This is a genomic window from Streptomyces sp. LHD-70 (assembly GCF_031157275.1).
Lineage (GTDB): Bacteria > Actinomycetota > Actinomycetes > Streptomycetales > Streptomycetaceae > Streptomyces.
The window spans coordinates 1-25,886 of sequence record NZ_JAVIFW010000040.1; the positions used below are offsets into that span (position 1 = coordinate 1).

Genomic DNA, 25,886 nt, shown 5'->3' on the forward strand with positions numbered 1-25,886 from the left:
TTAAGGCTCCCAGTAGACGACTGGGTTGATAGGCCGGATGTGGAAGCACCGTAAGGTGTGGAGCTGACCGGTACTAATAGGCCGAGGGCTTGTCCTCAGTTGCTCGCGTCCACTGTGTTAGTTCTGAAGTAACGAACAGCTGTTGTCGGCTGAACAATTACTCAACTAAAGAGTGTGCTTGTTCGCTGCCCTGTTCAGCGTCCCGTTTTCGACGGGATACTTCATAGGGTTTCGGTGGTCATAGCGTGAGGGAAACGCCCGGTTACATTCCGAACCCGGAAGCTAAGCCTCACAGCGCCGATGGTACTGCAGGGGGGACCCTGTGGGAGAGTAGGACGCCGCCGAACAATTCTTAGGAGGACCCTTGGTCCCAGCGTTCACGCTGGGACCAAGGGTCCTTTTTTGTTTATTCGTCGAAGCGCGGCCCGAAGCCGGGTGCGCAAGAATGACTGCGGTACCGAAGACAGGAGTCACCGATGTCGACCAACTCTCCCGACGATCGTCCCGAACGCGAGCAGCGTAGGCGGGACGACGGGGACCGAGGCGGCTACCGCGGCGGACCGCGCCGTGACGGTGACCGCGGTGATCGCGGCGGCCAAGGCCGGCGCGACGACCGTGACCGCGGCAGGGACCGCGATCGCGGGTTCCGACGCGATGACCGTCGTGACGACCGCCCCGGCTTCCGTCGGGACGATCGTCGGGATGACCGACGTGACGACCGGCGCGATGACCGCGACCGTGGATTCCGTCGCGATGACCGCCGTGACAACGACCGTGGTGGATTCCGGCGGGACGAGCGGCGTGACGACCCGCGGCGTGACGACCGCCCCGGCTTCCGCAGGGACGACCGCCGGGACGACAGGCGTGATGATCGCCGCGACGACCGTGGCGGGCGGCCCCCCTTCCGTCGCGATGACCGCCGCGACGACAGGCGGGATGACCGTCGCGACGACCGCGACCGTGGATTCCGGCGTGACGATCGTCGGGATGACCGCCCCGGTGGCTTCCGTCGGGACGACCGGCGCGATGACCGCCGTGACGACCGCGGTGGTTTCCGGCGTGACGACCGTAGGGACGATCGGCGCGACGACCGTGGCGGGCGGCCCCCCTTCCGTCGCGATGACCGCCGCGACGACAGGCGGGATGACCGGCGCGACGACCGCGACCGTGGATTCCGGCGTGACGATCGACGGGATGACCGTCGCGATGACCGACCCGGTGGCTTCCGTCGCGATGACCGTCGCGATGACCGCCGTGACGACCGGCGGGACAACGACCGCGGTGGATTCCGGCGTGACGACGACCGGCGCGGAGGCGGAGGTTTCCGGGGCCGCGACGACCGTAGGGACGACCGGCGCGATGACCGCGACCGTGGTGGGCGTGGCCCCCGTCGGGACGACCGGGGCGGACGCCCCGGTGGGTTCCGTGGGCGTGACGACCGGCGTGACGACCGACGAGGTGGCGGTGGCGGTGGCTACCGCGGGCGTGACGGCCGGGACGACCGCGGCCCGCGCCGCGACGACCGTCCCGACCGCGAGCCGATCAAGCGGCTGCCGATCCCGGACGACGTCACCGGCGAGGAGATCGACGCCGACGTACGCCAGGAGCTGCAGAGCCTGCCGAAGGGGCTCGCGGAGGACGTCGCCAGGAACCTGGTGATGGTCGCCAAGCTCATCGACGAGGACCCGGAGCAGGCCTACGGCTACTCGCGGGTGGCCCTGCGGCTCGCCTCGCGTGTGGCGGCCGTGCGGGAAGCGGCCGGCTTCGCCGCGTACGCGAACCAGAAGTACTCCGAGGCGCTCGCCGAGTTCCGGGCCGCGCGGCGGATGACCGGGTCCGCGGAGCTGTGGCCCGTCATGGCGGACTGTGAGCGTGGGCTCGGGCGGCCCGAGAAGGCCCTGGACATGGCCGGTGAGGCCGAGGTGCAGAAGCTCGACAAGGCCGGGCAGGTCGAGATGCGTCTCGTCGCCGCCGGTGCGCGCCGTGACATGGGGCAGCTGGACGCGGCGATCGTGACGCTGCAGAGCCCCGAGCTGGCGTCGAACTCCGTGCAGCCGTGGACCGCGCGGCTGCGGTACGCGTACGCGGATGCGCTGCTCTCCGCCGGGCGTGAGGCCGAGGCGCGCGAGTGGTTCGCCAAGACCGCCGAGGCCGACCGGGACGGCAGCACGGACGCCTCCGACCGGCTCGCCGAGATGGACGGGGTGGAGTTCGTCGACGCCTTCGACGAGGAGGCGGACACCGACGTGACGCCCGCAGCCGAGGCGGAGAAGGACCAGGACCAGGACCAGGGCCAGGACGAGGACGACGACCAGTAAGTAGCCGTGGCGCGAAGGAGGGGCGGGACCGGATCGGTCCCGCCCCTCCTTTTTTCGTATCGCCTCTGGGTCGCTCAGTGCTCCAGGCTGCGCAGGACCAGGCCCGTGGCCGGCTTCGGGCCGAAGGACGTGGACTTGCGGGGCATCGTGACGCCCTGGCGGGCCAGTTCGCGTACGACCTCCTCGCGGACCGGGTGCATCAGGACCGCCGTAACGCCGTCGTGTTCGGCCTTCTGGACCGCGGCGCGGGTGTCGTGGATGTACGCGATGTGGTCCGGGTCGTCCGGGATGCGCCAGATGTGGTCCAGGAGCGTGGAGTGCAGGACCGTGGCGTCCAGGGTGCGCCACAGCTCCGGGCGGTCGTGGCGGATCGTGCGGGCCAGGAGGCCGGGGTCCGGGCGGTCGACGAGGTGGAACGTGCCGTCGCCGGCGAGCAGGAACGCGTTCGACTCGGCGGCCGCCTCCGCGAGGGCGTCGAGGGCGCGCGGGAGAGGGGCGTCGACGCGGCGTACGCGGAAGGAGTCGGCGACGGCCGTCAGGGCGTCGGCGACCGGCAGGTCGTGCAGGAGGCGGTGGATCGCGCGGACCTGCAGCGGATAGCGGGTCGTGTCGACGAGCAGGACCAGGCCGTGGTCCCACGGAGACGGGGACGCGTGGCGGCCGCGCAGCCGCAGGTAGGTGGCCCAGCGGTGGTGGCCGTCGGCGATCAGGGCCTGGCGGCGGGCGAAGTCGGCCTGGATCTCGGCGAGTTCGGCCGGGTCGGTGACCGACCAGAGGCGGTGGCTGAAGCCGTCCTCGGTGGTCGTGGCGAGCAGCGGCGGGCGGTTCACGGCGCGTTCGATGACCGCGGTGGCGCCGGTCCTGGTGCCCTCGCCGCGGTAGGTGAGCAGCAGTGGTTCGAGGTTGGCGGCGGTGGCGCCCATCAGGTCCGCGCGGTCCTCGACGATGTGCGGCATGACGTCCTCGTGCGGCAGGACGACGCCCTCGTGGGCCTCGGAGAGTTCCAGGGCGCCGATGAGTCCGCGCTGCAGGAGGTCGCCGTTGCGCTGCTCGTAGACGTACAGGGCGGGTTCGGCCTCGGGGGCGAGTATGCCGTCGGCGAGCCACTGGCGGAGGGTGTCGGCGGCCTGCTGGTGGCGCGCCTCGGGGGTGTCGGCCTGCGGCAGGATGAGGCGGACGATGTTGTGCGGGTCGGCGGACTCCAGGTGCAGGAGTCCGTCCGGGCGCACCACCACGTCGTACGGCGGGGACGTCACTGCGGCGAGCGAGCCGACGCGGTCGGGGACGTAGCGCAGTCCCCGGATGGGGGTGAGGCGCAGCCCCTTGCCGTCCGGACCTGTGGTGTTCATGCCTGCATCGTATGGGTGGGCACTGGAGTGCGAGATGATCGGGGGGAGAGTCGTCGAGTCGAGGAGCCGTACGTGATGAGCCAGACCGTCAGGACGAGCCCGGGCGGCAGTGAGCGGGCGTTGAGCGAGGCGTACGACACGGCGCTGCTCGACCTGGACGGGGTGGTGTACACGGGCGGTGAGGCGATCGTGTACGCGGTGGAGTCGCTGCTCGCGGCGCGGGCCGGGGGGATGCATCTCGCGTATGTGACGAACAATGCGCTGCGGCCGCCGGAGGTGGTGGCCGAGCACATCACCGAGCTCGGGGTGCCGACCGAGGCCGCGGACGTGATCAACTCCGCGCAGGCGGTGGCCCGGCTGATCGCCGAGCAGGTGCCGCAGGGCTCGAAGGTCCTGGTGATCGGCGGCGAGGGGCTGCGGTCGGCGCTGCGGGAGCGGGGGCTCGTACCGGTGGAGTCGGCGGAGGACGGTCCGGCGGCGGTCGTGCAGGGGTACGGCGGGCCGGAGTTGGCGTGGGGGCGGTTCGCCGAGGCCTGCTATGCGATCGCGCGGGGCGTGCCGTGGTTCGCGTCCAACACGGATCTGACGATTCCGAGTGCGCGGGGGATCGCGCCCGGCAACGGGGCGGCGGTCGAGGTCGTACGGATCGCGACCGGCGCCGAGCCGCAGGTGGCGGGCAAGCCGCTGCCGCCGATGCACCGGGAGACGATCCTGCGGACCGGGGCGGAGCGGCCGCTGGTCGTCGGTGACCGTCTGGACACGGACATCGAGGGCGCGTTCAACGGTGAGGTGGACTCGCTGCTCGTGCTGACCGGGGTGACCGACGCGGCCCAGCTGCTCGCGGCCCCGCCCGAGCACCGGCCGACGTACGTGGACACGGATCTGCGCGGCCTGCTGACCGGGCAGCCGGAGGTGGCGGCGGACGGGGACGGGTTCCGCTGCGGTTCCTTCGTGGCGCGGGCCGGTGCGGAGGTGCTCGAACTCGACGGGGACGGCGAGCCGATGGACGGGCTGCGGGCGCTGTGCGCGGCGGCGTGGACGGTGGCCGGTGCGGGGGAGTGCGGCCTGGACGCGGGGAAGGCGCTGGCCCGGCTCGGGCTTTGAGGGCTTCGGCTCGGGTTCTGAGGCTCTGAGGTTATGAGGGCTTCAGGGCGGGCCGGGAGCGGCCAGGAGTGCGCGGGCCAGGAGTGCCGGGACGGGCAGGTCAAGCCGTTAGGAGGGTAGGCTAACCTAACCGGGTGTTGGTCGACAGTCCCTCTCCCGAGCGCACCGAGGCGCCCCCGCCCGAGCCCGCGGCAACCCGCGGGCGGCAGGCGATCCGCGCTGTCGGGCTCCTTCTCGCCGTGGGCGTGCTCGCCCTGGTCGTCGTCGCGAGCATCGCCGTCGGCGCCAAGCAGATCCCCGTCGCCGATGTCTGGCACGGGCTGTTCTCCGCCACCGGCACGGACAACGACGTCGTCATCAGGGACCTGCGGCTGCCCCGCACCCTGCTCGGGCTGCTCGTCGGGGCCGCGCTCGGGCTCGCCGGGGCCGTGCTGCAGGCGTTGACCCGCAATCCGCTCGCCGACCCCGGGCTGCTCGGCATCAACGCGGGCGCGTCCGCCGCCGTCGTCAGCGCGATCAGCTTTCTCGGCGTCACCTCCCTCACCGGCTATGTCTGGTTCGCGTTCGCCGGCGCCGCCGTCGTCTCCGTGCTCGTGTACGCGCTCGGCGGGGTCCGCAGCGCCACCCCGGTACGGCTCGCGCTCGCGGGTACGGCGGTCACCGCGGCCCTGATCGGCTACATCAACGCCGTGATGCTGCTCGACAGCTCGGCCCTCGACAAGATGCGCTTCTGGACGGTCGGTTCGCTGGCCTCGGCGTCGATGTCGACCATCGGGCAGGTCGCCCCGTTCATCGCCGTCGGCCTGCTGCTCGCGCTCGGCCTCGCCCGGCCGCTGAACGCGATGGCGATGGGCGACGACACCGCCGTCGCGCTCGGCGCGCGTGTCAACCGCACCCGGATCCTCGCCATGACCGCCGCGACCCTGCTCTGCGGAGCGGCCACCGCGGCCTGCGGGCCGATCGCGTTCGTCGGCCTGATGGTGCCGCACATGGTCCGCGCGTTCACCGGCCCCGACCAGCGCTGGATCCTGCCGTACGCGACGGTCCTGTCGCCGGTGCTGCTGCTCGGCGCCGACGTCATCGGCCGGGTCGTGGCCCGCCCCTCCGAGCTGCAGGTCGGCATCGTCACCGCGCTCATCGGCGGCCCGCTCTTCATCTACCTCGTACGACGCCGGAGGATGGCTCAGCTGTGAAGTCCCTGAAGGCGGTCCGTACCGAGAGCGGTCTCTCCGTGCGGATCGAGCCGCGCGCCCTCGTCGTCGGAGCGCTGCTCTGCGTGGCCACGCTCGCCGTCGCCGTCGTGCTCATCGGCACCGGCGACTTCGAGATCCCGGCCACCGACGTCATCAGCACGCTGCTCGGCGACGGCACGACCGCGCACACGTTCATCGTGAACGACCTGCGGCTGCCGCGGGTCCTGGTCGGGCTGCTCGTCGGGGCCTCGCTCGGCCTGGCCGGGGCGATCTTCCAGTCCATCTCCCGCAATCCGCTGGGCAGTCCGGACATCATCGGCTTCGGCCAGGGCTCGACGGTGGGCGCGCTCACGGTCATCGTGCTGTTCCAGGGCAGCGCCGTCGCGGTCGCCGCGGGCTCGCTCGTGGGCGGGCTCCTCACCGGCGTACTGATCTATCTGCTCGCCTGGAAGCGCGGGGTGCACGGCTACCGGCTCGTGCTCGTCGGCATCGGCGCCGCCGCGATCCTCACCGCGCTCAACGGCTACCTGCTGACCAAGGCCGACCTGGTCGACGCGGCCCGCGCGTACGTGTGGATGGCGGGCTCACTGAACGGGCGGGACTGGGACCAGGTCGAGCCGCTGTTCTGGCTGTGCGCCGTCCTCGTACCGCTGGTCCTCGCGTACGCCCGGCCGCTGCGGATGCTTGAGATGGGCGACGACGTGGCGTACGCGCTCGGCGTGCGGCCCGAGCGGACGCGGATCGTGCTGATGCTGTCGGCCGTCCTGCTCACCGCGTCGGCGACCGCAGCGGCCGGGCCCGTCTCGTTCGTGGCGCTGACCGCGCCGCAGCTGGCGCGCCGGCTCACCCGGTCGCCCGGCCCGAACCTGGTGGCGTCGCTGCTGATGGGCGCCGTGCTCCTGATCGCCGCCGACCTGGCCGCGCAGCGGGCGTTCGGCGCGGACACGCTGCCCGTGGGCGTGCTCACGGGGGTGCTCGGCGGCGTGTATCTGCTGTGGCTGCTCGTCTCCGAGCGCAGGGCGGGGCGGATATGAGCCGGAAACGCATCCCTTCGCCGTCCCCTGATCCGACGACCGACCCCACCGCACCCAGGAGCACCGCAGTGAATCGCCTCATCGCCGACGACGTGACCCTCGGCTACGACCAGCGTGTGATCGCGGAGCGGCTTTCGGTCGAGATTCCGGACAACTCCTTCACCGTGATCGTCGGGCCCAACGCCTGCGGCAAGTCGACGCTCCTGCGCGCCCTTTCGCGGATGCTGAAGCCCTCGCACGGGCGCGTGCTGCTCGACGGGCAGACCATCCACTCGATGCCCGCGAAGAAGGTCGCCAAGACGCTCGGCCTGCTGCCGCAGTCGTCGATCGCGCCCGACGGCATCACGGTCGGCGACCTGGTGGCCCGCGGCCGCTACCCGCACCAGGGCCTTCTTCGGCAGTGGTCGACGGAGGACGAGCGGGTCGTACGGGAGTCGATGGCGTCCACCGGGGTCGGCGAGCTGGCCGACCGCTATGTCGACGAACTCTCCGGCGGACAGCGCCAGCGCGTGTGGATCGCCATGGCCCTGGCCCAGCAGACCCCGCTGCTGCTCCTGGACGAGCCCACCACGTACCTCGACATCCAGCACCAGATAGACGTGCTCGACCTCTGTGCCGAACTGCACGAGGAGCAGGGCCGCACGCTCGTCGCCGTGCTGCACGACCTCAACCACGCCGCCCGCTACGCCACCCACCTGATCGCGCTCCGCGACGGCGCGGTGATCGCCGAGGGCGCCCCGTCCGAGATCGTCACCGCCGACCTGGTGGAGGCGGTCTTCGGCCTGCCGTGCCAGGTCATCGACGACCCGGAGACCGGCACCCCGCTGGTCGTACCGGCCGCCCGCAGGAGCCGTACGGAGGCGCTGCGGAAGTAGCGGCGTACCGGGATCGGGCTACAGGAGCGAGCGCAGCCGCAGCAGGTCCCGGACGCCCGCCTCCAGGCGGACCCGGCCCGTGGCCCAGGCCTTCGCGAAGTTCAGCTCGCCGTCGACCAGGGCCACCAGGTCGTCGCCCGTCATGGCCAGGCGGATCTGGGCCTTCTCCTGCGGCGGGCCGTCGTGCACGTCGGCGACCTGGATGCGGCCGTCCTCCAGGCGTCCCGTGAACGTGACGTCCAGGTCCGTGATGCGGCAGCTCAGCGAGCGGTCGAGCGCGGCGGCGCCGCGGACCTCCCCGTCGGCGTGCGCGAGATTGTCCGAAAGCCTGCTGAGTGCGCTGCGGCACTCCTTGATCGTCGCCATCGCGACGACGGTACCCCAGCGCTTCGCGGTAGCGTCGGGTCCATGAGCGACACGATGCCGGACGCCGAGCCGCAGCCCGAGGCGGCCGTCCCGCACCCGGCCGAGGACGAGCAGGCCCCCGACCCCGCCGAGCCCCGCCCGCTCGGCGTCCCGCGCACCGCCACCGGCGACGCCGACGTGGACGCGCAGCTGGAGCGCCTGGCCGATGTCGACCACCTCGCCACGGACGGACACATCGAGGTGTACGAGGATGTACACCAGGGGCTGCGCTCCGCGCTGACCGCGCTCGACGCACGCCAGGGCCCACCGGCCCCCGCCCCCTCAAGGCCGTACGACCACAGGAGCTGAACCGAACGTGGCAGGAGTGGCACGCCGCCGCCTCGACGCCGAGCTGGTGCGCCGCAAACTCGCGCGCTCACGCGAGCACGCGAGCCAGTTGATCGCCGCCGGACGCGTCACCGTCGACCGCAACACCGCGACCAAACCGGCGACCCAGGTCGCCACCGGCGCCGCGATCGTGGTGTCCGTGGACGACGACGACCCCGACTACGTCTCGCGCGGCGGACACAAACTCGCGGGCGCCCTCGCGGCCTTCGTCCCGCAGGGCCTTCAGGTCGAGGGCCGCCGCGCCCTGGACGCGGGCGCCTCCACCGGCGGCTTCACGGACGTGCTGCTGCGCGCCGGCGCCGCCCATGTCGTCGCTGTGGACGTGGGGTACGGACAGCTGGCCTGGTCCCTGCAGAGCGACGCGCGGGTCACCGTCAAGGACCGTACGAACGTACGGGAGTTGACGCTCGACGCGATCGACGGCGAGCCGGTCGACCTCGTCGTCGGCGACCTCTCCTTCATCCCGCTCGGCCTGGTGCTGCCCGCCCTCGTGGGCTGCGCGGCGGCCGGGGCGGACCTGGTCCTGATGGTCAAGCCGCAGTTCGAGGTGGGCAAGGAGCGGCTCGGCAGCGGCGGTGTCGTCCGCAGCCCCGAGCTGCGCGCCGAGGCCGTGCGGACCGTGGCGGCGCAGGCCTGGAAGCTGGGCTGTGGAGTGCGCGGGGTCACCGCGAGCCCGCTGCCCGGACCGTCCGGGAACGTCGAGTACTTTCTGTGGCTCACGGCCGGGGCACCCGAGCTCGACCCGGCCGATGTCGACCGTGCAGTGGCGGAGGGACCGAGTTGACGACCAGCGGAGGGGGAGCGGTGACGGAAGTCGAGACCGCCGAGGAAACAGAGGCGGCCGACGGGGCGGCGCGGACCGTCTTCCTCCTCGCGCACACCGGCCGGGCCGCCGCGGTGCGCAGCGCCGAACTCGTCGTCCAGGGCCTCCTGAAGAGCGGCCTCGGCGTGCGCGTCCTGGAGGCCGAGGCCTGTGACCTGCCGCTGCCCCCGACCGTGGAGCGGGTCCACGAGGCCACCCCGGACGTCCTCGACGGCTGCGAGCTGATCGTCGTCCTCGGCGGCGACGGCACGCTGCTGCGCGGCGCCGAGTTCGCCCGCGCCTCCGGCGTGCCGATGCTCGGGGTCAACCTGGGCCGGGTCGGCTTCCTCGCCGAGGCCGAGCGCGACGACCTCGACAAGGTCGTCGACCGCGTCGTCACCCGCTCGTACGAGGTCGAGGAGCGCATGACCCTCGACGTCCTCGTCCGCGACAACGGCTCGGTCGTGCACGCCGATTGGGCGATGAACGAGGCCGCCGTGCAGAAGGTGTCGCCCGAGCGGATGCTGGAGGTCGTCCTGGAGATCGACGGCCGTCCCGTCTCCGGCTTCGGCTGCGACGGCATCGTCTGCGCGACCCCGACGGGTTCGACGGCGTACGCGTTCTCGGCGGGCGGGCCCGTGGTGTGGCCGGAGGTCGAGGCGCTGCTCATGGTGCCGATCAGTGCGCACGCCCTGTTCGCCAAACCCCTGGTGACCTCGCCGAGTTCGGTGCTCGCCGTCGAGGTGCAGCCGCACACGCCGCACGGCGTGCTGTGGTGCGACGGGCGCAGGACCGTGGAGCTGCCCGCCGGCGCGCGCGTCGAGGTCCGCCGTGGCGCCGTGCCCGTACGCCTCGCCAGGCTGCACCACGCCTCGTTCACGGACCGGCTTGTCGCCAAGTTCGCGCTGCCGGTCTCCGGCTGGCGCGGGGCGCCCCACTGACGAGTGACCCCGGTGAGCCTTCGACCTGTGGCTTCGGCGCCGAAACAGGGGTGACGTCGCGCCGCGCGGGGGAAACCTCGTATGGTCAGGTCCGTGTTGGAGGAGATGCGGATACGGTCGCTCGGAGTCATCGACGACGCGGTCGTCGAGCTGTCACCAGGCTTCACCGCCGTGACCGGCGAGACAGGCGCGGGCAAGACGATGGTCGTCACCAGCCTCGGCCTGCTGCTCGGCGGGCGCGCGGACCCGGCCCTGGTGCGGATCGGTGCGAAGTCGGCGGTGGTGGAGGGGCGGATCGCCGTACCCGCGGAGTCCTCGGCTGTCGTACGCGCCGAGGAGGCGGGGGCCGAGCTGGACGACGGGGCGCTGCTCATCAGCCGTACGGTCTCCGCCGAAGGACGCTCGCGGGCGCACCTCGGCGGCCGGTCCGTGCCGGTCGGGCTGCTCGGCGAGCTCGCCGACGACCTGGTCGCCGTGCACGGACAGACCGACCAGCAGGGCCTCCTCAAGCCCGCCCGGCAGCGGCAGGCCCTCGACCGGTACGCGGGGGAGGCGGTCTCCGTCCCGCTGGAGAAGTACGCGGCCGCCTACCGCAGGCTGCGGGCGGTCGCCGTCGAGCTCGACGAGCTGACCACCCGCGCCCGCGAACGCGCCCAGGAAGCGGACCTGCTGCGGTTCGGCCTCGACGAGATCGCCGCCGTCGAACCGCGCGCGGGCGAGGACGTCGAACTCGCCGCCGAGGCCGAGCGCCTGGGCCACGCCGAGGCCCTCGCCTCCGCCGCGGCGGCCGGCCACGCCGCGCTCGCCGGCAACCCCGAGGACCCCGAGGGCGTCGACGCCGGACTGCTCGTCGGCGGTGCGCAGCGCGCCCTCGACGCGGTCCGCTCGCACGACCCCGCCCTCTCCGCGCTCGCCGAACGGCTCGGCGAGATCGGCATCCTGCTCGCCGACGTGGCGGGCGAGCTCGCCGGGTACGCGGACGACCTGGACGCCGACCCGCTGCGCCTCGCCGCCGTCGAGGAGCGCCGGGCCGCCCTCACCCAGCTCACCCGCAAGTACGGCGAGGACATCAATGGCGTCCTCGCCTGGTCCGAGCAGAGCGCGGACCGCCTCACCGAACTCGACGGGGACGACGACCGGATCGGTGAACTGGCAGCCGAGCGGGACGCCCTCAGCTCCGAACTCGCCGGTCTCGCCCAGGCGTTGACGGACGCGCGGACGGAGGCGGCGGAGCGTTTCGCCGCCGCGGTCACCGAGGAGCTGGCCTCGCTCGCCATGCCGCACGCGCGCGTGACCATCGACATCCGGCAGACCGAGGTCGCCGAGGACGCCGACGGCATCGAGGTCGGCGGCCGGCCCGTGGCGTACACCGCGACCGGCGTGGACGAGGTGGAGCTGCTGCTCGCCCCGCACCCCGGAGCGCCGCCGCGGCCCATCGCCAAGGGCGCCTCGGGCGGTGAGCTGTCCCGCGTGATGCTCGCCGTCGAGGTGGTCTTCGCGGGCTCCGACCCCGTACCGACGTACCTCTTCGACGAGGTGGACGCGGGCGTCGGCGGCAAGGCGGCCGTCGAGGTGGGCCGCAGGCTCGCGAAGCTCGCCCGCTCCGCGCAGGTCGTGGTGGTCACGCACCTGCCGCAGGTGGCGGCCTTCGCCGACCGGCAGCTGCTCGTGGAGAAGACGAACGACGGTTCGGTGACGCGTTCCGGCGTGAAGGTCCTTGAGGGCGAGGACCGGGTCCGCGAGCTGTCGCGGATGCTCGCGGGCCAGGAGGACTCTCAGAGCGCCCGCGCCCACGCGGAGGAGCTGCTTGCTGCGGCTCGGGGGGACTGATTCGGCTTCTACCGTGTGTGGGGTGCTGTTTCGTCGCCGGGTGCGGCCCGGTGGTCCGTCCTCGCCCCACGACTACGGCGAGTAGCGAGGCACCCCACGGACGAGCACACGAACGCTCACCCGTGTGGGTGATCCGCCGAGCCCGGCCCCCGCCCCGACACGGCTGCCCACCACCGGCGGTGCCGGAACTCCCGTACGGGCTGGCATCCTTGGCGAGGCGTTCCGCACAGCCGCCCCGCGCACGTTCCGGACACCACCGGCACGAGGCGCCCGACGGGCCCGCCCCCCACGGGCGTCCGCACCGGGCACCGCGGCGGACCCATCCGACGAAGCCGACCCAGGAGTCCGGCCACGTGACCCACGTGAGCAGCCCCCCACCCCAGGGCCGGCCGCCCCTGCGCACCGTGCAGGTGCTCGGCGGCGGCAGCGCGGGCAGCAGCGCGCACGTCCGCTCCCTCTCCGCGGGCCTCGTCGCGCGCGGCGTGCGCGTGACCGTGTGCGCCCCCGCCGAGCTCGACGGGATGTACGACTTCACCGCCGCCGGTGCCGAGTTCGTGCCCGTGCCGCGGCGCAGCGACCCGGTCTCGGTGGTCGCCCTGCGCGGCGCCTGCGCGGAGGCGGACCTGGTGCACGCGCACGGGCTGCACGCCGCGCTCCGCTCCTCGCTCGCGCTGCGCGGCCGCCGCCCCGTGCCCGTGCTCGGCCGTACGCCCCTGGTCGTCACCTGGCACACCCGGGCGTACGCCGAGGGCGCGCGGGCGCGGGTGCAGCGGCTTCTCGAACGACGGGTGGCGCGCTCCAGTGCGGTGCTCCTCGGTACGTCGTCCGACCTGGTCGACCGGGCGCGCGGCAGCGGCGCCCGGGACGCCCGCCTCGCACCCGTCGCGTTCCCGGCGCCGCGCCGCCCGGTGCCGGACGAGACGCACCACAAGACGCGGGCCGAACTGGGCGCCGTGGACCGCCCGTTGCTGCTCGCGGTCGGCTCCCTCGACCGGTACCGCGGCTACGACACGCTCCTGGACGCCGCCCGCACCTGGCGCGGCCTCGCCCCGGTACCGCTCGTGCTGATCGCGGGCGAGGGTCCCGAGCGCGGCCCGCTGCAGCGCCGCATCGACGCGGAGGGCCTGCCCGTACGCCTCCTCGGCCGCCGCGGCGATGTCCCGGACCTCCTCGCGGCGGCCGACGTGGCGCTCCTTCCCAGCCGCTGGGAGTCCCGCTCGATCCTGGCCCACGAGGCCCTGCACGCGGGCGTCCCGCTGGTCGCGACGGCCGTCGGCGGCCTCCCCGAACTGGTCGGCGACGCCGCCGCACTCGTCCCGTACGGCGACGCCCCCGCCCTCGCCACCTCCGTGACCCGCCTCCTGACCGACCCCGCCCGCCACGCCCGTCTCAGCGCCAACGGCCGTACCCAGGCGGCAAGTTGGCCGACGGAGGACGATACGGTGGCCCAGGTTCTCAGCGTGTACGACGAATTGGCGGGGGCGTTCCGGCGCTGAGGCGCTCAGGGAGTCGCCGTCGGGACTCCGCGGCCGGCCTCACTCCACATGGCGCCGAGCCCGCAGCGCCAGGCTCAGGGCGAGGACCGTCTGCGGGTCGTCCAGGTCCGTGCCGAGGAGTTCCGCGATGCGGGCCAGGCGGTTGTAGAGGGTCTGGCGGTTGAGGTGCAGCTCGCGCGCCGTTTCCGCCTTGCGGCCCGCGTGGGCGAGGTACGTCTCCAGGGTGGGCAGCAGTGGCGGCTTCGCGCGCCGGTCGTGGTCCTGGAGCGGCCCGATCGCGCGCTCCACGAACGCCGCCAGAGCCGTTCCGTCGCCATGGCGGTGCAGCCGCCACAGCAGCAGCTCGGTGTCCAGGCGCCGGGCGTCGTACCACGGCCGGTCCACCAGGCCCTGCGCCGCCGTCGCCGTCTCCGCCGCGTGCCGCAGCCCCGCCGACGCCGCGGCCCAGCCGCCCGCCACACCGACGACGACGACGGGCGGACGCACCCCGGCGCGCTGCACCCCGGCCCGCTCGTCCGCCTGCCGAAGCCCGGCCCGCATCGCCTCGGCGACCCGGTCGGCCACCGCCGTACGCTCCGACTCGGACCGCAGCCCGAGCAGCACCGGAACCCGCCCCTCCACCGGCCGTACGCCGACCAGGACGGGCACCCCCACCGCCGCCAGCTCCTCCGCGACCGCCCGCGCGAGGACCGCCCAACTCCCGCTCGGCACCAGCGATTCGGCGACCCGCATCACCACCGGGAGCAGCGGCCCCGAGCCGGGCCTGAAGCCGAGCACCCGGGCCTGCGCGGGCGCGTCCTCGGCGCTGATGCGGCCCTCGGCCAGGTCGGACAGGAAGTCACCGCGGCCGCGCGCCGCCAGCTCCTCCTCCTGCCGCGCCTGCATCAGGACCACGGCGAGCGAACCGGCGGCCCGCTCGACGGCCATGCGGTGCACCGGCTGCACCGGCCCCGACACCGCGAGCAGCGCGATCCGCGCCCGTACCCCACTCGTACCGGAGGTACCGGGTGCACCGGGACCCCCGCCCGGCACGTCGATCAGCACCGACCCCGCGGGCGGCCCCTCGCCCCGGGCCCGGCCGCGCAGCGACTCCCACACCTGGAGCGGATCGACGACCGGACCGTCCGCCTCGGAGGCCGCGGCGGGCCCGGCCGCGTACAGGAGCTGCCCGTCCGCGGTCTCCAGGAACACCGGATTGCCGCAGAACTCGGCCAGTACGGACAGGACCTGGGGCGCTCCGCCCCCGGCGAGCAGCGCCTCGGTGCAGCGCCGGTGCACCTCGTCGGCCTCCTTGAGGAGGGCGTAGTGGCCGTTGACGATCTCCGTGTGGACCTCTTCGGTCACGGTCACGAAGGGCACCTCGCGATGCAGCTGCACCAGCGGAAGCCCGGCCGAGCGCGCCGTCTCCACGATCGCCGAGGGCAGCCGGGCGAAGCGCGGCCCCAGCTCCACGACGAGCGCCGCGATCCCGCGCTCCGCGAGCTTGCGTACGAACGCCCGCTGCTCGGCGGGGCGCGTTCCGAGCCCGAGCCCGGTGGTCAGGAGCAGCTCGCCGCCCTTCAGCAGCGACGCGATGTTCGGCACCTCACCGGCGTGCACCCAGCGCACGGTGCGCTGCAGCCGGTCGGAGCAGGCGACGACCTCGGGGAGGCCGCTGCGCAGTCCGGGCAGTTCGAGGGCGCGCTGCACGGTGATCCCGGCCTGGGGGTTGTGCGTGTCCATCCGCGGGACGCTACCTGTGGTCGCCGCCCGGGGACACCCACCCCGCCCCACGCGGTACCGCCTGCGTACGGCCGCGGCCCCCCGGCAACAGAACCGAGGGGCCGCAGGGCAAAGAACAGCGGGATCAGCCGCCGTACGCCCCGGAAGCCGTCAGGCGGAGCGCCGTGTCGATCAGGGGGACGTGGCTGAAGGCCTGCGGGAAGTTGCCCACCTGCCGCTGCAGCCGCGGGTCCCACTCCTCGGCGAGCAGGCCCAGGTCGTTGCGGAGCGAGAGGAGCTTCTCGAACAGCTCGCGCGCCTCGTCGACCCGGCCGATCATCGCGAGGTCGTCCGCGAGCCAGAACGAGCAGGCCAGGAACGCGCCCTCGTCGCCCTCGAGGCCGTCCACGCCCGCGTCGTCCCCGGAGGTCGGGTAGCGAAGCACGAAGCCGTCCTCCGTGGACAGCTCCCGCTGGATCGCCTCGATCGTGCCGACGACCCGCTTGTCGTCCGGCGGCAGGAAGCCCATCTGCGGGATGAGCAGCAGCGAGGCGTCCAGCTCCTTGGAGCCGTACGACTGCGTGAACGTGTTGCGCTCAGGGTCGTAGCCCTTCTCGCAGACGTCCCGGTGGATGTCGTCCCGCAGCTCCCGCCACCGGTCGAGCGGGCCGTCCACGTCACCGGACTCGATCAGCTTGATCGTGCGGTCCACGGCGACCCAGGCCATCACCTTGGAGTGCACGAAGTGCCGGCGCGGCCCGCGTACCTCCCAGATGCCCTCGTCGGGCTGGTCCCAGTGCGTCTCCAGGTAGCGGATCAGCTTGAGCTGCAGCAGCGCGGCGTAGTCGCTGCGCGCCAGGCCCGTCATATGGGCCAGGTGCAGTGCCTCGGTGACCTCGCCGTACACATCGAGCTGCAGCTGGTGCGCGGCGCCGTTGCCGACGCGCACCGGCTGGGAGTTCTCGTACCCCGGCAGCCAGTCCAACTCGGCCTCGCCGAGCTCCCGTTCGCCCGCGATGCCGTACATGATCTGCAGGTTCTCCGGGTCGCCCGCGACCGCGCGGAGCAGCCACTCGCGCCAGGCCCGCGCCTCCTCGCGGTAGCCGGTGCGCAGCAGCGAGGACAGCGTGATCGCCGCGTCCCTGAGCCAGGTGAAGCGGTAGTCCCAGTTCCGGGAGCCGCCGATGTCCTCCGGCAGCGAGGTGGTCGGCGCCGCCACGATCCCGCCGGTCGGCGCGTACGTCAGCGCCTTCAGCGTGATCAGCGAGCGCACGACGGCCTCGCGGTAGGGCCCGTGGTACGTGCAGTGCTCGACCCACTCGCGCCAGAACTCGGCGGTCGCCTCCAGGGCGTGCTCCGGTTCGTGCAGCGGGGGCGGCGCCTTGTGCGAGGGTTCCCAGGTGATCGAGAACGCCACCCGCTCACCCGGGGCCACGGTGAAGTCCGAGTACGTCGTCAGGTGCTCGCCGTACGTCTCCTCGTCCGTGTCCAGCCATACGGAGTCGGGGCCCGCGACGGCCACCGTGCGCCCGTCGACCTTGTGCACCCACGGCACGATCCGGCCGTAGCTGAAGCGCATCCGCAGCGCCGAGCGCATCGGCACGCGCCCGCTCACGCCCTCGACGATGCGCACCAGCTGGGGCGCGCCCTCGCGCGGCGGCATGAAGTCGATGACGCGGACGGTGCCGCGCGGGGTGTCCCACTCCGACTCGAGGATCAGGGAGTCGCCGCGGTACGTCCTGCGGGTGGCGGCCGGCGGCCCGGCGTCCTCGCCGTGCTCGGGGCCGAGCCGCCAGAAGCCGTGCTCCTCGGTGCCGAGTAGCCCGGCGAACACGGCATGAGAGTCGAATCTCGGCAGGCACAGCCAGTCGACCGTGCCGTCTCTGCAGACCAGCGCCGCTGTCTGCATGTCTCCGATGAGTGCGTAATCCTCGATGCGCCCGGCCACGTACATCTCCAGTCGAACGGCCACGTCCGCCCCGCGGGGCGCTTGCCATGCAGTCAAGGGTCGTTGACGAGCTTGGGGATTCCGGTCGGGCGGGGTGATGCCGTGCTCCGGCCCGGCTCGGCAGCGAACGTCCGAGCAGGATACGACGCACCCTAGTGATCCGCGCGCCCCTCGGGGCAATGCGGCTGCGCCGAACGGGTGAGCGTCGGGTGACGGTCACATGGTCGTCCCGTAGTGATGCGTACGGAGCGTTCGGCGGGCTGCGCGGAGCGTGGCCGGAAGCAGCCTCCCTGTGTCGCTGATACCCTGGTAGCCCGTGGAGCGGTGGTTTCAAGAACCCCGAACCGCAGCGACGGCAACTCCCGGGAATTCAACGATTCCGGGCCCTGGTTGCCGGTACGCACCACCACCTCGCGACCACGGGAGCCCCCTCTTGGCCATGCCGCCCAAAGCCACGACGACCAAGCACATCTTCGTCACCGGGGGTGTCGCCAGCTCCCTCGGCAAGGGCCTGACCGCCTCCAGCCTGGGGCAGCTCCTCAAGGCACGGGGTCTCCGGGTCACGATGCAGAAGCTCGACCCCTACCTCAACGTCGACCCGGGCACGATGAACCCCTTCCAGCACGGCGAGGTGTTCGTCACCAACGACGGCGCCGAGACCGACCTGGACATCGGCCACTACGAGCGCTTCCTCGACGTCGACCTCGACGGCTCGGCCAACGTCACCACCGGCCAGGTCTACTCGCAGGTCATCGCCAAGGAGCGGCGCGGCGAGTACCTCGGCGACACCGTGCAGGTCATCCCGCACATCACCAACGAGATCAAGTCCCGCATCCGCCGCATGGCGACGGACGAGGTGGACGTCGTGATCACCGAGGTCGGCGGCACCGTCGGCGACATCGAGTCGCTGCCGTTCCTGGAGACGGTCCGCCAGGTCCGCCACGAGGTCGGCCGGGACAACGTCTTCGTCGTGCACATCTCGCTGCTGCCGTACATCGGCCCGTCCGGCGAGCTGAAGACCAAGCCGACCCAGCACTCCGTGGCCGCCCTGCGCAACATCGGTATCCAGCCGGACGCGATCGTGCTGCGCGCCGACCGCGAGGTGCCGACCTCCATCAAGCGCAAGATCTCGCTGATGTGCGACGTCGACGAGGCCGCGGTGGTCGCCGCCATCGACGCCAAGTCGATCTACGACATCCCGAAGGTGCTGCACACCGAGGGCCTCGACGCGTACGTCGTCCGCAAGCTCGACCTGCCGTTCCGCGACGTCAACTGGACCCAGTGGGACGACCTGCTCGACCGGGTGCACAACCCGAACCACGAGGTCACCGTCGCCCTGGTCGGCAAGTACATCGACCTTCCGGACGCGTACCTCTCGATCACCGAGGCCATGCGCGCCGGCGGCTTCGCCAACAAGGCCCGCGTCAAGGTCAAGTGGGTCACCTCGGACGACTGCAAGACCGCGGCCGGCGCCAAGAAGCAGCTGGCCGACGTGGACGCGATCCTCGTGCCCGGCGGCTTCGGCGACCGCGGTGTGAACGGCAAGATCGGCGCGATCCAGTACGCCCGCGAGAACAAGGTGCCGCTGCTCGGCATCTGCCTCGGTCTGCAGTGCATCGTGATCGAGGCGGCCCGCAACCTCGCCGACATCCCCGAGGCCAACTCCACCGAGTTCGACACCGCCACGGCCCACCCGGTGATCTCCACCATGGCCGAGCAGCTCGACATCGTCGCGGGCGAGGGCGACATGGGCGGCACGATGCGCCTCGGCATGTACCCGGCGAAGCTCGGCGAGGACTCCATCGTGCGCGAGACGTACGACGGCAAGGAGTACGTCGAGGAGCGCCACCGCCACCGCTACGAGGTCAACAACTCGTACCGCGCGGAGCTGGAGAAGAAGGCCGGCCTGGTCTTCTCCGGCACGTCCCCGGACAACAAGCTCGTCGAGTACGTCGAGTACCCGCGCGAGGTGCACCCCTACCTCGTCGCCACCCAGGCGCACCCGGAGCTCCGCTCCCGGCCGACCCGCCCGCACCCGCTCTTCGCCGGTCTGGTGAAGGCCGCGGTCGAGCGTCAGCAGGCCGCGAAGCAGGCCAAGGGCAAGGCCGCCAAGTAGCGGAGATACGGTTGCCGGGGTACGGGCCGTTCGCGGCCTGTACCCCGGTTTCTTCATGTGGGCATGTGGGAGGACGTACGTCATGACGCTCAAGGACACCGCCGACGAGTGGCGGATCACGGCCACCGCGACCCCGTTCGTCGGCAACAAGACCAGCGTCCGCACGGACGACGTGGTGATGCCCGGCGGCGGCGTCGCGACCCGTGACTACCAGGTCCACCCCGGCTCGGTCGCCGTCCTCGCCCTGGACGAGCGGGGCCGCGTCCTCGTCATCAACCAGTACCGCCACCCCGTGCGCCACCGCCTCTGGGAGATCCCGGCCGGACTGCTCGACATCCCCGGCGAGAACCCGCTGCACGCCGCCCAGCGCGAGCTGTACGAGGAGGCGCACGTCAAGGCCGAGGACTGGCGGGTCCTCACCGACATCTACTCCTCACCCGGCGGCTGCGACGAGGCAATCCGGGTCTTCCTCGCCCGCGACCTGTCCGAGGCGGACGGCGAGCGCTTCGAGGTCGACGAGGAGGAGGCCGACATGGAGATCGCCCGCGTCCCCCTCGACGAACTCGTCCGCGGGGTGCTCGCCGGCGAGCTGCACCACAACTGCCTGGTCGTGGGCGTCCTCTCGCTGGTCGCCGCCGAGCGCGGCGACGGCCTCGACGCGCTCCGACCGGCGGACGCACCCTGGCCCGCGCGCCCCTTCGAGGCCTGAGCCGGTCGCCCGAACTCCCGCAGCTCTCCGGTGTGACCATCTCCTGATCCGATCGGGGGATGTGTCCGCCGCGCTCCACCCGACCCTGCACAGAGCGTGAACTACGCTCGGAATTCCCCGTCCCGCGACCGCGGGCGGGCTCTGTGCGCAGCTGGACGGGAGCGTGGCCCGTGACGGATCAGGCGGTGGACACCCAGGTCTCTTCGCCCCTGGCGGAGACCTCCGCACCACGGGCGGTGCGGGATGCGGGGGCGCCCGAATTCGTCGGCAGGCAGCGGGAGTTGAAGGAGCTGCGCGCCGACATCGCACGCACCGGCCTCGACACCCTCTCCGGACGCAAACCCGCCCGCGCCCGCGTCCTGCTCATCGCCGGACGTCCCGGCTCCGGCCGCACCGCGCTCGCCGAGCGCCTGGTCACCGAACTCGCCGACGACTACGCCGACGGACAGCTGCACGCCCGCCTCACCGAACCCGACGGCCGCCCGGTCCCCACCGAGCGCACCGCCCGCGAACTCCTCGACGCCCTGTCCGTGCCGACCGCCCCCGGCGCCACGGAGGACGAGCTCACCGAGAAGCTCCGCGAGGCCCTCGCCGTACGGCGCGTACTGATGCTGCTCGACGGGGCGGCCGACGCGGAGCAGGTCGATCCGCTGCTCCCGGACGCCCCGCAGTGCCTCGTCGTGGCGACCTCGCTCGGGCCGCTGACCGGGATCTCCGACGTCCGCCCCTGCACGCTCGGCGGCCTCGACACCAAGTCCGCGCTCGACCTGCTCACCGGCTACACCGGGTCCGTGCGGATCACGGTCGACCCGCGCGCCGCCGAGCACCTCGCCGAGCAGTGCGGTCACCAGCCCGCGGCCCTGGTCCTGGCGGGCGGCTGGCTCGCGGCCCGGCCCAAGGCGTCCGTGGCGGAGCTGGCCAAGATGCTGCACAACCTGCCGGACGACGACAGTACGGAGCAGGGCTCGCCGGGCAGCCTGCCGCGGGTCTTCCGCTTCGTGTACGACGCGCTGCCCGGCCCGGCTGCCCGGATACTGCGACTCCTCTGCCTTGCCCCGGCCGGCCTCGCCGATCCGCACACCGCCTCCGCGCTCGCCGGCTGCTCGATCTCGGCGGCGGCCACCACCCTGGCGGACTTCGCCCGCCTCGGACTCCTCCGCCGGACCGGGACCGAGCTCGCTCAGGGCCCTGAGTACGCCGTGCCCGGATGCCTGCAGCCCCTGCTGCAAGGGCTGACCGAGACGCAGGACCGGCCGGGGGAGGTGCAGCTCGCGCGGGCCCGGATGCTGGAGCGCGCGGTGCGGCTGCTGCACTCCTGCCGGGCCGTGACGGAGCCGGAGGGCTCACCGGCGCGCGGCCGGCTCGCCGGGCTGCCGCGTGCCCTGCGCTTCGACTCTCCGCAGGCGGCCGACGACTGGCTGCGACTGCGCCGTCCCGCGCTCCTCGCCTCGGCCCGGCTCGCGGTCGCGGACGGCGACCTGGACACGCTGGCCAGGCGCCTGATGGCGGCTCTGACCAGGGCACTCGTCGCGCACTGCGACACGGAGGCGGCCGCCGACCTGTACGGCATCCACCGCCTCGTCCTGGACGTCGCCGAGCGGCGCGACCTGCCCCGGGAGCAGGCGGCGGCGCTGCTCAACCTCGGCGATCTGGACGCCGGGACCGGGCGTACGCGCGAGGCCCTGACCCGATATCGGGCAGCGCTGGACGCCGCGCGGGCCGCGAAAGACCCGTACGCACTGGGCCGCGCGATGGAATCCGTAGGTGGCGCCTACCAGGAGCTGGGCGATCTTCAGCGGGCCGCCGACTGGTTCGGGCGGGCCCTCAGCGACCGCCTCGCGCGCGGCGAGCGGCTCGACGCCGCCCGCCTGTACGGACGGATCGGCTCCACGCTCACCTACGCCGGCCGGTACGGCGAGGCGCTGCGCAACTGGCGTTCGGCTGCGAGCGGTTACCGCAAGGCCGGTGAAATCCCCTCGTACGCAAGGGCGTTGAGCGAGATGGCCCGGGTGCAGGAGTACGCGGGCCGACCCGAGGAGTCGCTGCGCACCTGCCAGGAGGCGGTCCAGTGGGCGCGGCAGGCGCAGGACGTACGGCTCCAGGCCGCGCTGCAGCTGCGGCTCGCCGACACTCTCGACCGGCTCGGCGACAGCGCCTCCGCCGGGCTGCACCGCTCCGCCGCCGAGCGCATGCTGGGAGAAGAGCTGGCCGAGGCCGGTTCCGCTGCGGGACCCGAAGGGGTCCCCACAACGAGTGCCGAACAGAGCTCCGAAGCCGGAGCCGGGTGATCCGCCTGCGAAATCCGTAGTGCATCTCGTGAAGATTGATGCTTTGAAAGGCTAGACAGCTCAATATCCTTCATTAGACTGGCTCCGCCGCGGTCATTCGCGGTGTCTCCCGTTGTGCCGCAGCGCATACGGGTATGTGTGTCATTGCCTGAAACATCCCCTGAGCCAAGGACCGTGATCGACGATGAAGGTCGGCATCCCCCGCGAGGTCAAGAACAACGAGTTCCGGGTGGCGATCACCCCCGCCGGTGTGCACGAGCTGGTGCGCCACGGCCACCAGGTCGTCATCGAGCAGAACGCCGGCGTCGGCTCCTCGATCACGGACGGCGAGTTCATCGCCGCCGGCGCCCAGATCCTCCCCACCGCCGACGAGGTCTGGGCCACCGCCGACCTGCTCCTGAAGGTCAAGGAGCCGGTCGCGGAGGAGTACCACCGCCTGCGCAAGGACCAGACGCTCTTCACCTACCTGCACCTGGCCGCCTCCAAGGAGTGCACGGACGCCCTCCTGGAGTCCGGCACCACGGCCATCGCGTACGAGACCGTCGAGACCGCGAACCGCGCCCTGCCGCTGCTCGCCCCGATGTCCGAGGTCGCGGGCCGCCTGGCCCCACAGGTCGGCGCCTACCACCTGATGGCCTTCAACGGCGGCCGCGGCGTGCTGCCCGGCGGTGTCCCCGGCACCCAGGCCGGCAAGGCCGTCGTCATCGGCGGTGGCGTCTCCGGCTGGAGCGCCACGCAGATCGCCGTCGGCATGGGCTTCCACGTGACCCTGCTCGACAAGGACATCAACAAGCTGCGCGAGGCCGACAAGATCTTCGGCACCAAGGTGCAGACGATCGTCTCCAACGCCTACGAGCTGGAGAAGGCCGTCGTCGAGGCCGACCTCGTCATCGGCGCCGTCCTCATCCCGGGTGCCAAGGCCCCGAAGCTGGTCACCAACGAGCTGGTCGCCAAGATGAAGCCGGGAAGTGTTCTTGTCGACATCGCGATCGACCAGGGCGGCTGCTTCGAGGACTCGCGTCCGACCACCCACGCCGAGCCGACGTTCAAGATCCACAACTCGGTCTTCTACTGCGTCGCCAACATGCCCGGCGCCGTCCCGAACACCTCGACGTACGCGCTGACCAACGCGACGCTGCCGTACATCGTCGAGCTCGCCAACCGCGGCTGGACCGAGGCGCTGCGTCGCGACCCGGCGCTCGCGCTCGGCCTCAACACCCATGACGGCAAGGTGGTTTACGGCTCCGTGGCCGAGGCCCACGGCCTGGAGCACGTCGAACTGAGCACGCTCCTCGGCTAGTCGACAAAGCGCGCGTCAACGCGCGACGTCAACCTCGCGCATGCGGCCGGACCTTGCCCGCCAAGGTCCGGCCGCATGTGTATCGGGTCACTTTGTGAGGCTCGGTCAACTCGCCTCGAACGTAACCCTTTAACCGTTTCGCACACCGGTGAAACACCCCTGGAGGGGCCTGTGCGCCCTTGACACAGGGGTGTTCGGTTGCCGACACATCGGGCCGGGTCCGGCGGATTGTGTTGCTGCGGAGCGGTGACACGCCATAGAGTCGCCAACCGTCGGCATGGTGCCACGCTGACCTATCTAGAAGTTTCCTGGTCACCAAGGAGGTAAGACGACTTGTGAATGAGTCGACATTTACTCCCGGGGGTGGTCAACCAGGAATGCCTGCGCAGGGATCGGGTTCCGCGGGGCACGAGGCTGTCGGCTCCGTCGCCGTCCGTACCCACGCCGACCACCAGAACCCCGAGCGCACGCACGCGACGCAGCGTCCGCAGTCGACGCTTTCAGCCCACCAGAGCATGGATGGCCATCAAGTGAACGCCATGGCCGGCGACCCAAGTGGCGAGAACCCCACACAGTTCGCCGACTACGACGAGTTGCCCCAGGGGCACTTCTACGACCCCGACGCCGAGTACGAGCCCGACCCGGAGTACGCGGCCACACTCGCTCCCGACGCTGCCCGCCAGCGCCGCGAGCGGATCGGCCCGACGGGACGCCCGCTGCCGTACTTCCCGATCCCGGGCCCGCTGACCGATCACGGCCCCGCGAAGATCATCGCGATGTGCAACCAGAAGGGCGGCGTAGGCAAGACCACGTCGACCATCAACCTGGGTGCCGCGCTCGCGGAGTACGGACGCCGGGTCCTCCTGGTCGACTTCGACCCGCAGGGCGCGCTCTCCGTCGGCCTCGGGGTGAACCCGATGGAGCTCGACCTCACCGTCTACAACCTGCTCATGGAGCGGGGCATGGCGGCCGACGAGGTGCTCCTGAAGACCGCCGTCCCGAACATGGACCTGCTGCCGAGCAACATCGACCTCTCGGCCGCCGAGGTCCAGCTGGTCTCCGAGGTCGCGCGTGAGTCGACCCTGCAGCGGGCGCTCAAGCCGCTCATGCAGGACTACGACTACATCGTGATCGACTGCCAGCCCTCGCTCGGTCTGCTCACGGTCAACGCGCTCACCGCCGCGCACAAGGTGATCGTCCCGCTGGAGTGCGAGTTCTTCGCGCTGCGCGGTGTCGCCCTGCTGACCGAGACCATCGAGAAGGTGCAGGAACGTCTCAACCCCGACCTGGAGTTGGACGGCATCCTCGCCACGATGTACGACTCGCGCACGGTGCACAGCCGTGAGGTGCTCGCCCGCGTGGTCGAGGCCTTCGACAATCACGTCTACCACACGGTCATCGGGCGCACGGTCCGCTTCCCGGAGACCACGGTCGCCGGTGAGCCGATCACGACGTACGCCTCCAACTCCGTTGGTGCGGCCGCCTATCGCCAGCTCGCCAGGGAGGTGCTCGCCCGGTGTCACGCCGAGTGAGTCTGCCCGGGGCCGACGAACTGTTCCGTACCACCGGGGGAATGGCGCTGCAGGCGTCGTCGCCCAAGGCCGGCCGCCGCCAGACCAACGGTGAAGTGCGTGTACCCGCCCCGGCCGGCGAGAGCGACGCCGCGGCCGCGGCGGGACCGGCGTCCGACGAGGGCGCGAAGGCCGAGGCGGGAGCCCCGGCGGAGAGCGGCGAGAGCACCGAACACACCACCGCCGAGGCCGAGTCGGGCTCCGGTGAACACCGCAGCCGCGGCGGCGAGGGCGAGAAGCCGGGCGAGCGCTCCGGGCGACAGCAGGCGGCAGCGGCGAACGGCACCGCGAGCCCGTCCGGCCGCCGCCGTGGCCGGGCCGCCGCCCGCAGGCCCAGCGGGCGCGAGCGGCACGACGAGAAGATCACGGTGTACGTCTCCGCCGAGGAGCTGATGGACCTCGAGCACGCCCGCCTCGTGCTGCGCGGTGAGCACGGGCTCGCGGTCGACCGCGGCCGGATCGTGCGCGAGGCCGTCGCCGTCGTCCTCGCGGACCTGGAGTCCCGCGGCGAGGCGAGCATCCTCGTACGGCGCCTGCGCGGCCGCTGACGCGCCAGGT

The 25,886-nt window shown here is 72.3% G+C and carries 21 protein-coding genes and 2 rRNA genes; 19 read left to right on the forward strand and 4 right to left on the reverse strand.

Annotated elements, in window-relative coordinates; translation table 11 throughout:
• The 4 genes from RCO28_RS38190 to RCO28_RS38205 all read left to right on the forward strand — a co-directional run.
• A 23S ribosomal RNA gene (locus tag RCO28_RS38190) occupies positions 1 to 97 on the forward strand; the annotation flags it as partial.
• A gap of 133 nt (positions 98 to 230) precedes the next feature.
• Positions 231 to 347: ribosomal RNA gene (gene rrf, locus RCO28_RS38195) — 5S ribosomal RNA — on the forward strand.
• 220 nt (positions 348 to 567) lie between these two features.
• The gene (locus RCO28_RS38200) at positions 568 to 1,659 is read left to right on the forward strand and encodes a hypothetical protein (RefSeq protein ID WP_308946030.1); all 1,092 of its coding nucleotides are present in this window, start codon (positions 568 to 570) and stop codon (positions 1,657 to 1,659) included.
• Positions 1,551 to 2,318 (forward strand): tetratricopeptide repeat protein, encoded by a 768-nt coding sequence (locus tag RCO28_RS38205; protein WP_308946026.1) that lies wholly within the window; start codon positions 1,551 to 1,553, stop codon positions 2,316 to 2,318. Before RCO28_RS38200 ends, RCO28_RS38205 begins: the two co-directional genes overlap by 109 nt.
• A gap of 74 nt (positions 2,319 to 2,392) precedes the next feature.
• On the opposite strand, the gene RCO28_RS38210 is transcribed toward RCO28_RS38205, so the two are convergent.
• A complete protein-coding gene (locus RCO28_RS38210) occupies positions 2,393 to 3,667 on the reverse strand; it encodes a DUF1015 domain-containing protein (RefSeq protein WP_308946002.1) in 1,275 nt (424 codons plus the stop codon).
• Positions 3,668 to 3,742: 75 nt separating this feature from the next.
• On the opposite strand from RCO28_RS38210, the gene RCO28_RS38215 reads away from it, so the two are divergent.
• The 4 genes from RCO28_RS38215 to RCO28_RS38230 all read left to right on the forward strand — a co-directional run bounded on the left by RCO28_RS38215 (position 3,743) and on the right by RCO28_RS38230 (position 7,873).
• Positions 3,743 to 4,771 (forward strand): HAD hydrolase-like protein, encoded by a 1,029-nt coding sequence (locus RCO28_RS38215; protein WP_308946003.1) that lies wholly within the window; start codon positions 3,743 to 3,745, stop codon positions 4,769 to 4,771.
• A gap of 134 nt (positions 4,772 to 4,905) precedes the next feature.
• Entirely contained in the window at positions 4,906 to 5,964 is a 1,059-nt protein-coding gene (locus RCO28_RS38220; RefSeq protein ID WP_308946004.1) for an iron chelate uptake ABC transporter family permease subunit, read from the forward strand.
• Positions 5,961 to 6,998: an iron chelate uptake ABC transporter family permease subunit gene (locus RCO28_RS38225; RefSeq protein WP_308946005.1), complete on the forward strand. Its 1,038-nt coding sequence runs from the start codon at positions 5,961 to 5,963 to the stop codon at positions 6,996 to 6,998. Before RCO28_RS38220 ends, RCO28_RS38225 begins: the two co-directional genes overlap by 4 nt.
• Positions 6,995 to 7,873 carry an ABC transporter ATP-binding protein gene (locus tag RCO28_RS38230; RefSeq protein WP_374991327.1) on the forward strand — a complete coding sequence of 293 codons (879 nt, stop codon included), beginning with the start codon at positions 6,995 to 6,997 and terminating at the stop codon, positions 7,871 to 7,873. Before RCO28_RS38225 ends, RCO28_RS38230 begins: the two co-directional genes overlap by 4 nt.
• Positions 7,874 to 7,891: 18 nt before the next feature.
• On the opposite strand, the gene RCO28_RS38235 is transcribed toward RCO28_RS38230, so the two are convergent.
• Complete coding sequence (locus RCO28_RS38235; protein WP_308946007.1) at positions 7,892 to 8,239, reverse strand: SCP2 sterol-binding domain-containing protein; 348 nt, start codon at positions 8,237 to 8,239, stop codon at positions 7,892 to 7,894.
• Between the two features lie 42 nt (positions 8,240 to 8,281).
• Here RCO28_RS38235 and RCO28_RS38240 point away from each other — a divergent pair, with 42 nt between their 5' ends.
• The 5 genes from RCO28_RS38240 (at position 8,282) to RCO28_RS38260 (ending at position 13,695) form a co-directional block, all read left to right on the forward strand.
• The gene (locus tag RCO28_RS38240; RefSeq protein ID WP_308946008.1) at positions 8,282 to 8,587 is read left to right on the forward strand and encodes a hypothetical protein; all 306 of its coding nucleotides are present in this window, start codon (positions 8,282 to 8,284) and stop codon (positions 8,585 to 8,587) included.
• Between the two features lie 7 nt (positions 8,588 to 8,594).
• On the forward strand, positions 8,595 to 9,410 hold the full coding sequence (locus RCO28_RS38245; RefSeq protein WP_308946009.1) for a TlyA family RNA methyltransferase: 816 nt from the start codon (positions 8,595 to 8,597) through the stop codon (positions 9,408 to 9,410).
• A gap of 20 nt (positions 9,411 to 9,430) precedes the next feature.
• The gene (locus RCO28_RS38250; RefSeq protein WP_308946010.1) at positions 9,431 to 10,369 is read left to right on the forward strand and encodes an NAD kinase; all 939 of its coding nucleotides are present in this window, start codon (positions 9,431 to 9,433) and stop codon (positions 10,367 to 10,369) included.
• Positions 10,370 to 10,450: 81 nt separating this feature from the next.
• Entirely contained in the window at positions 10,451 to 12,199 is a 1,749-nt protein-coding gene (recN, locus tag RCO28_RS38255) for a DNA repair protein RecN (RefSeq protein WP_308946011.1), read from the forward strand.
• A 353-nt stretch (positions 12,200 to 12,552) separates the two neighbouring features.
• Positions 12,553 to 13,695, forward strand: a complete 1,143-nt coding sequence (locus tag RCO28_RS38260; RefSeq protein WP_308946012.1) for a glycosyltransferase family 4 protein — start codon at positions 12,553 to 12,555, stop codon at positions 13,693 to 13,695.
• Between the two features lie 39 nt (positions 13,696 to 13,734).
• Here the strand turns inward: RCO28_RS38260 and RCO28_RS38265 are convergent, their stop codons facing one another.
• Positions 13,735 to 15,417 carry a PucR family transcriptional regulator gene (locus RCO28_RS38265; RefSeq protein WP_308946013.1) on the reverse strand — a complete coding sequence of 561 codons (1,683 nt, stop codon included), beginning with the start codon at positions 15,415 to 15,417 and terminating at the stop codon, positions 13,735 to 13,737.
• A gap of 124 nt (positions 15,418 to 15,541) precedes the next feature.
• Positions 15,542 to 17,344 (reverse strand): glycoside hydrolase family 15 protein, encoded by a 1,803-nt coding sequence (locus RCO28_RS38270; RefSeq protein WP_308946027.1) that lies wholly within the window; start codon positions 17,342 to 17,344, stop codon positions 15,542 to 15,544.
• Between the two features lie 439 nt (positions 17,345 to 17,783).
• On the opposite strand from RCO28_RS38270, the gene RCO28_RS38275 reads away from it, so the two are divergent.
• The 6 genes from RCO28_RS38275 (at position 17,784) to RCO28_RS38300 (ending at position 25,876) form a co-directional block, all read left to right on the forward strand.
• Positions 17,784 to 19,460, forward strand: a complete 1,677-nt coding sequence (locus RCO28_RS38275; protein ID WP_308946014.1) for a CTP synthase — start codon at positions 17,784 to 17,786, stop codon at positions 19,458 to 19,460.
• A gap of 82 nt (positions 19,461 to 19,542) precedes the next feature.
• Complete coding sequence (locus RCO28_RS38280) at positions 19,543 to 20,169, forward strand: NUDIX hydrolase (RefSeq protein WP_308946015.1); 627 nt, start codon at positions 19,543 to 19,545, stop codon at positions 20,167 to 20,169.
• Between the two features lie 170 nt (positions 20,170 to 20,339).
• The gene (locus tag RCO28_RS38285; protein ID WP_374991328.1) at positions 20,340 to 22,457 is read left to right on the forward strand and encodes a tetratricopeptide repeat protein; all 2,118 of its coding nucleotides are present in this window, start codon (positions 20,340 to 20,342) and stop codon (positions 22,455 to 22,457) included.
• Between the two features lie 184 nt (positions 22,458 to 22,641).
• On the forward strand, positions 22,642 to 23,757 hold the full coding sequence (gene ald / locus RCO28_RS38290) for an alanine dehydrogenase (protein WP_308946016.1): 1,116 nt from the start codon (positions 22,642 to 22,644) through the stop codon (positions 23,755 to 23,757).
• 377 nt (positions 23,758 to 24,134) lie between these two features.
• Positions 24,135 to 25,289: a ParA family protein gene (locus tag RCO28_RS38295; protein WP_308946017.1), complete on the forward strand. Its 1,155-nt coding sequence runs from the start codon at positions 24,135 to 24,137 to the stop codon at positions 25,287 to 25,289.
• Positions 25,274 to 25,876, forward strand: a complete 603-nt coding sequence (locus RCO28_RS38300) for a hypothetical protein (RefSeq protein WP_308946018.1) — start codon at positions 25,274 to 25,276, stop codon at positions 25,874 to 25,876. The genes RCO28_RS38295 and RCO28_RS38300 overlap by 16 nt, the downstream gene beginning before the upstream one ends.
• Positions 25,877 to 25,886: the final 10 nt, after the last annotated feature.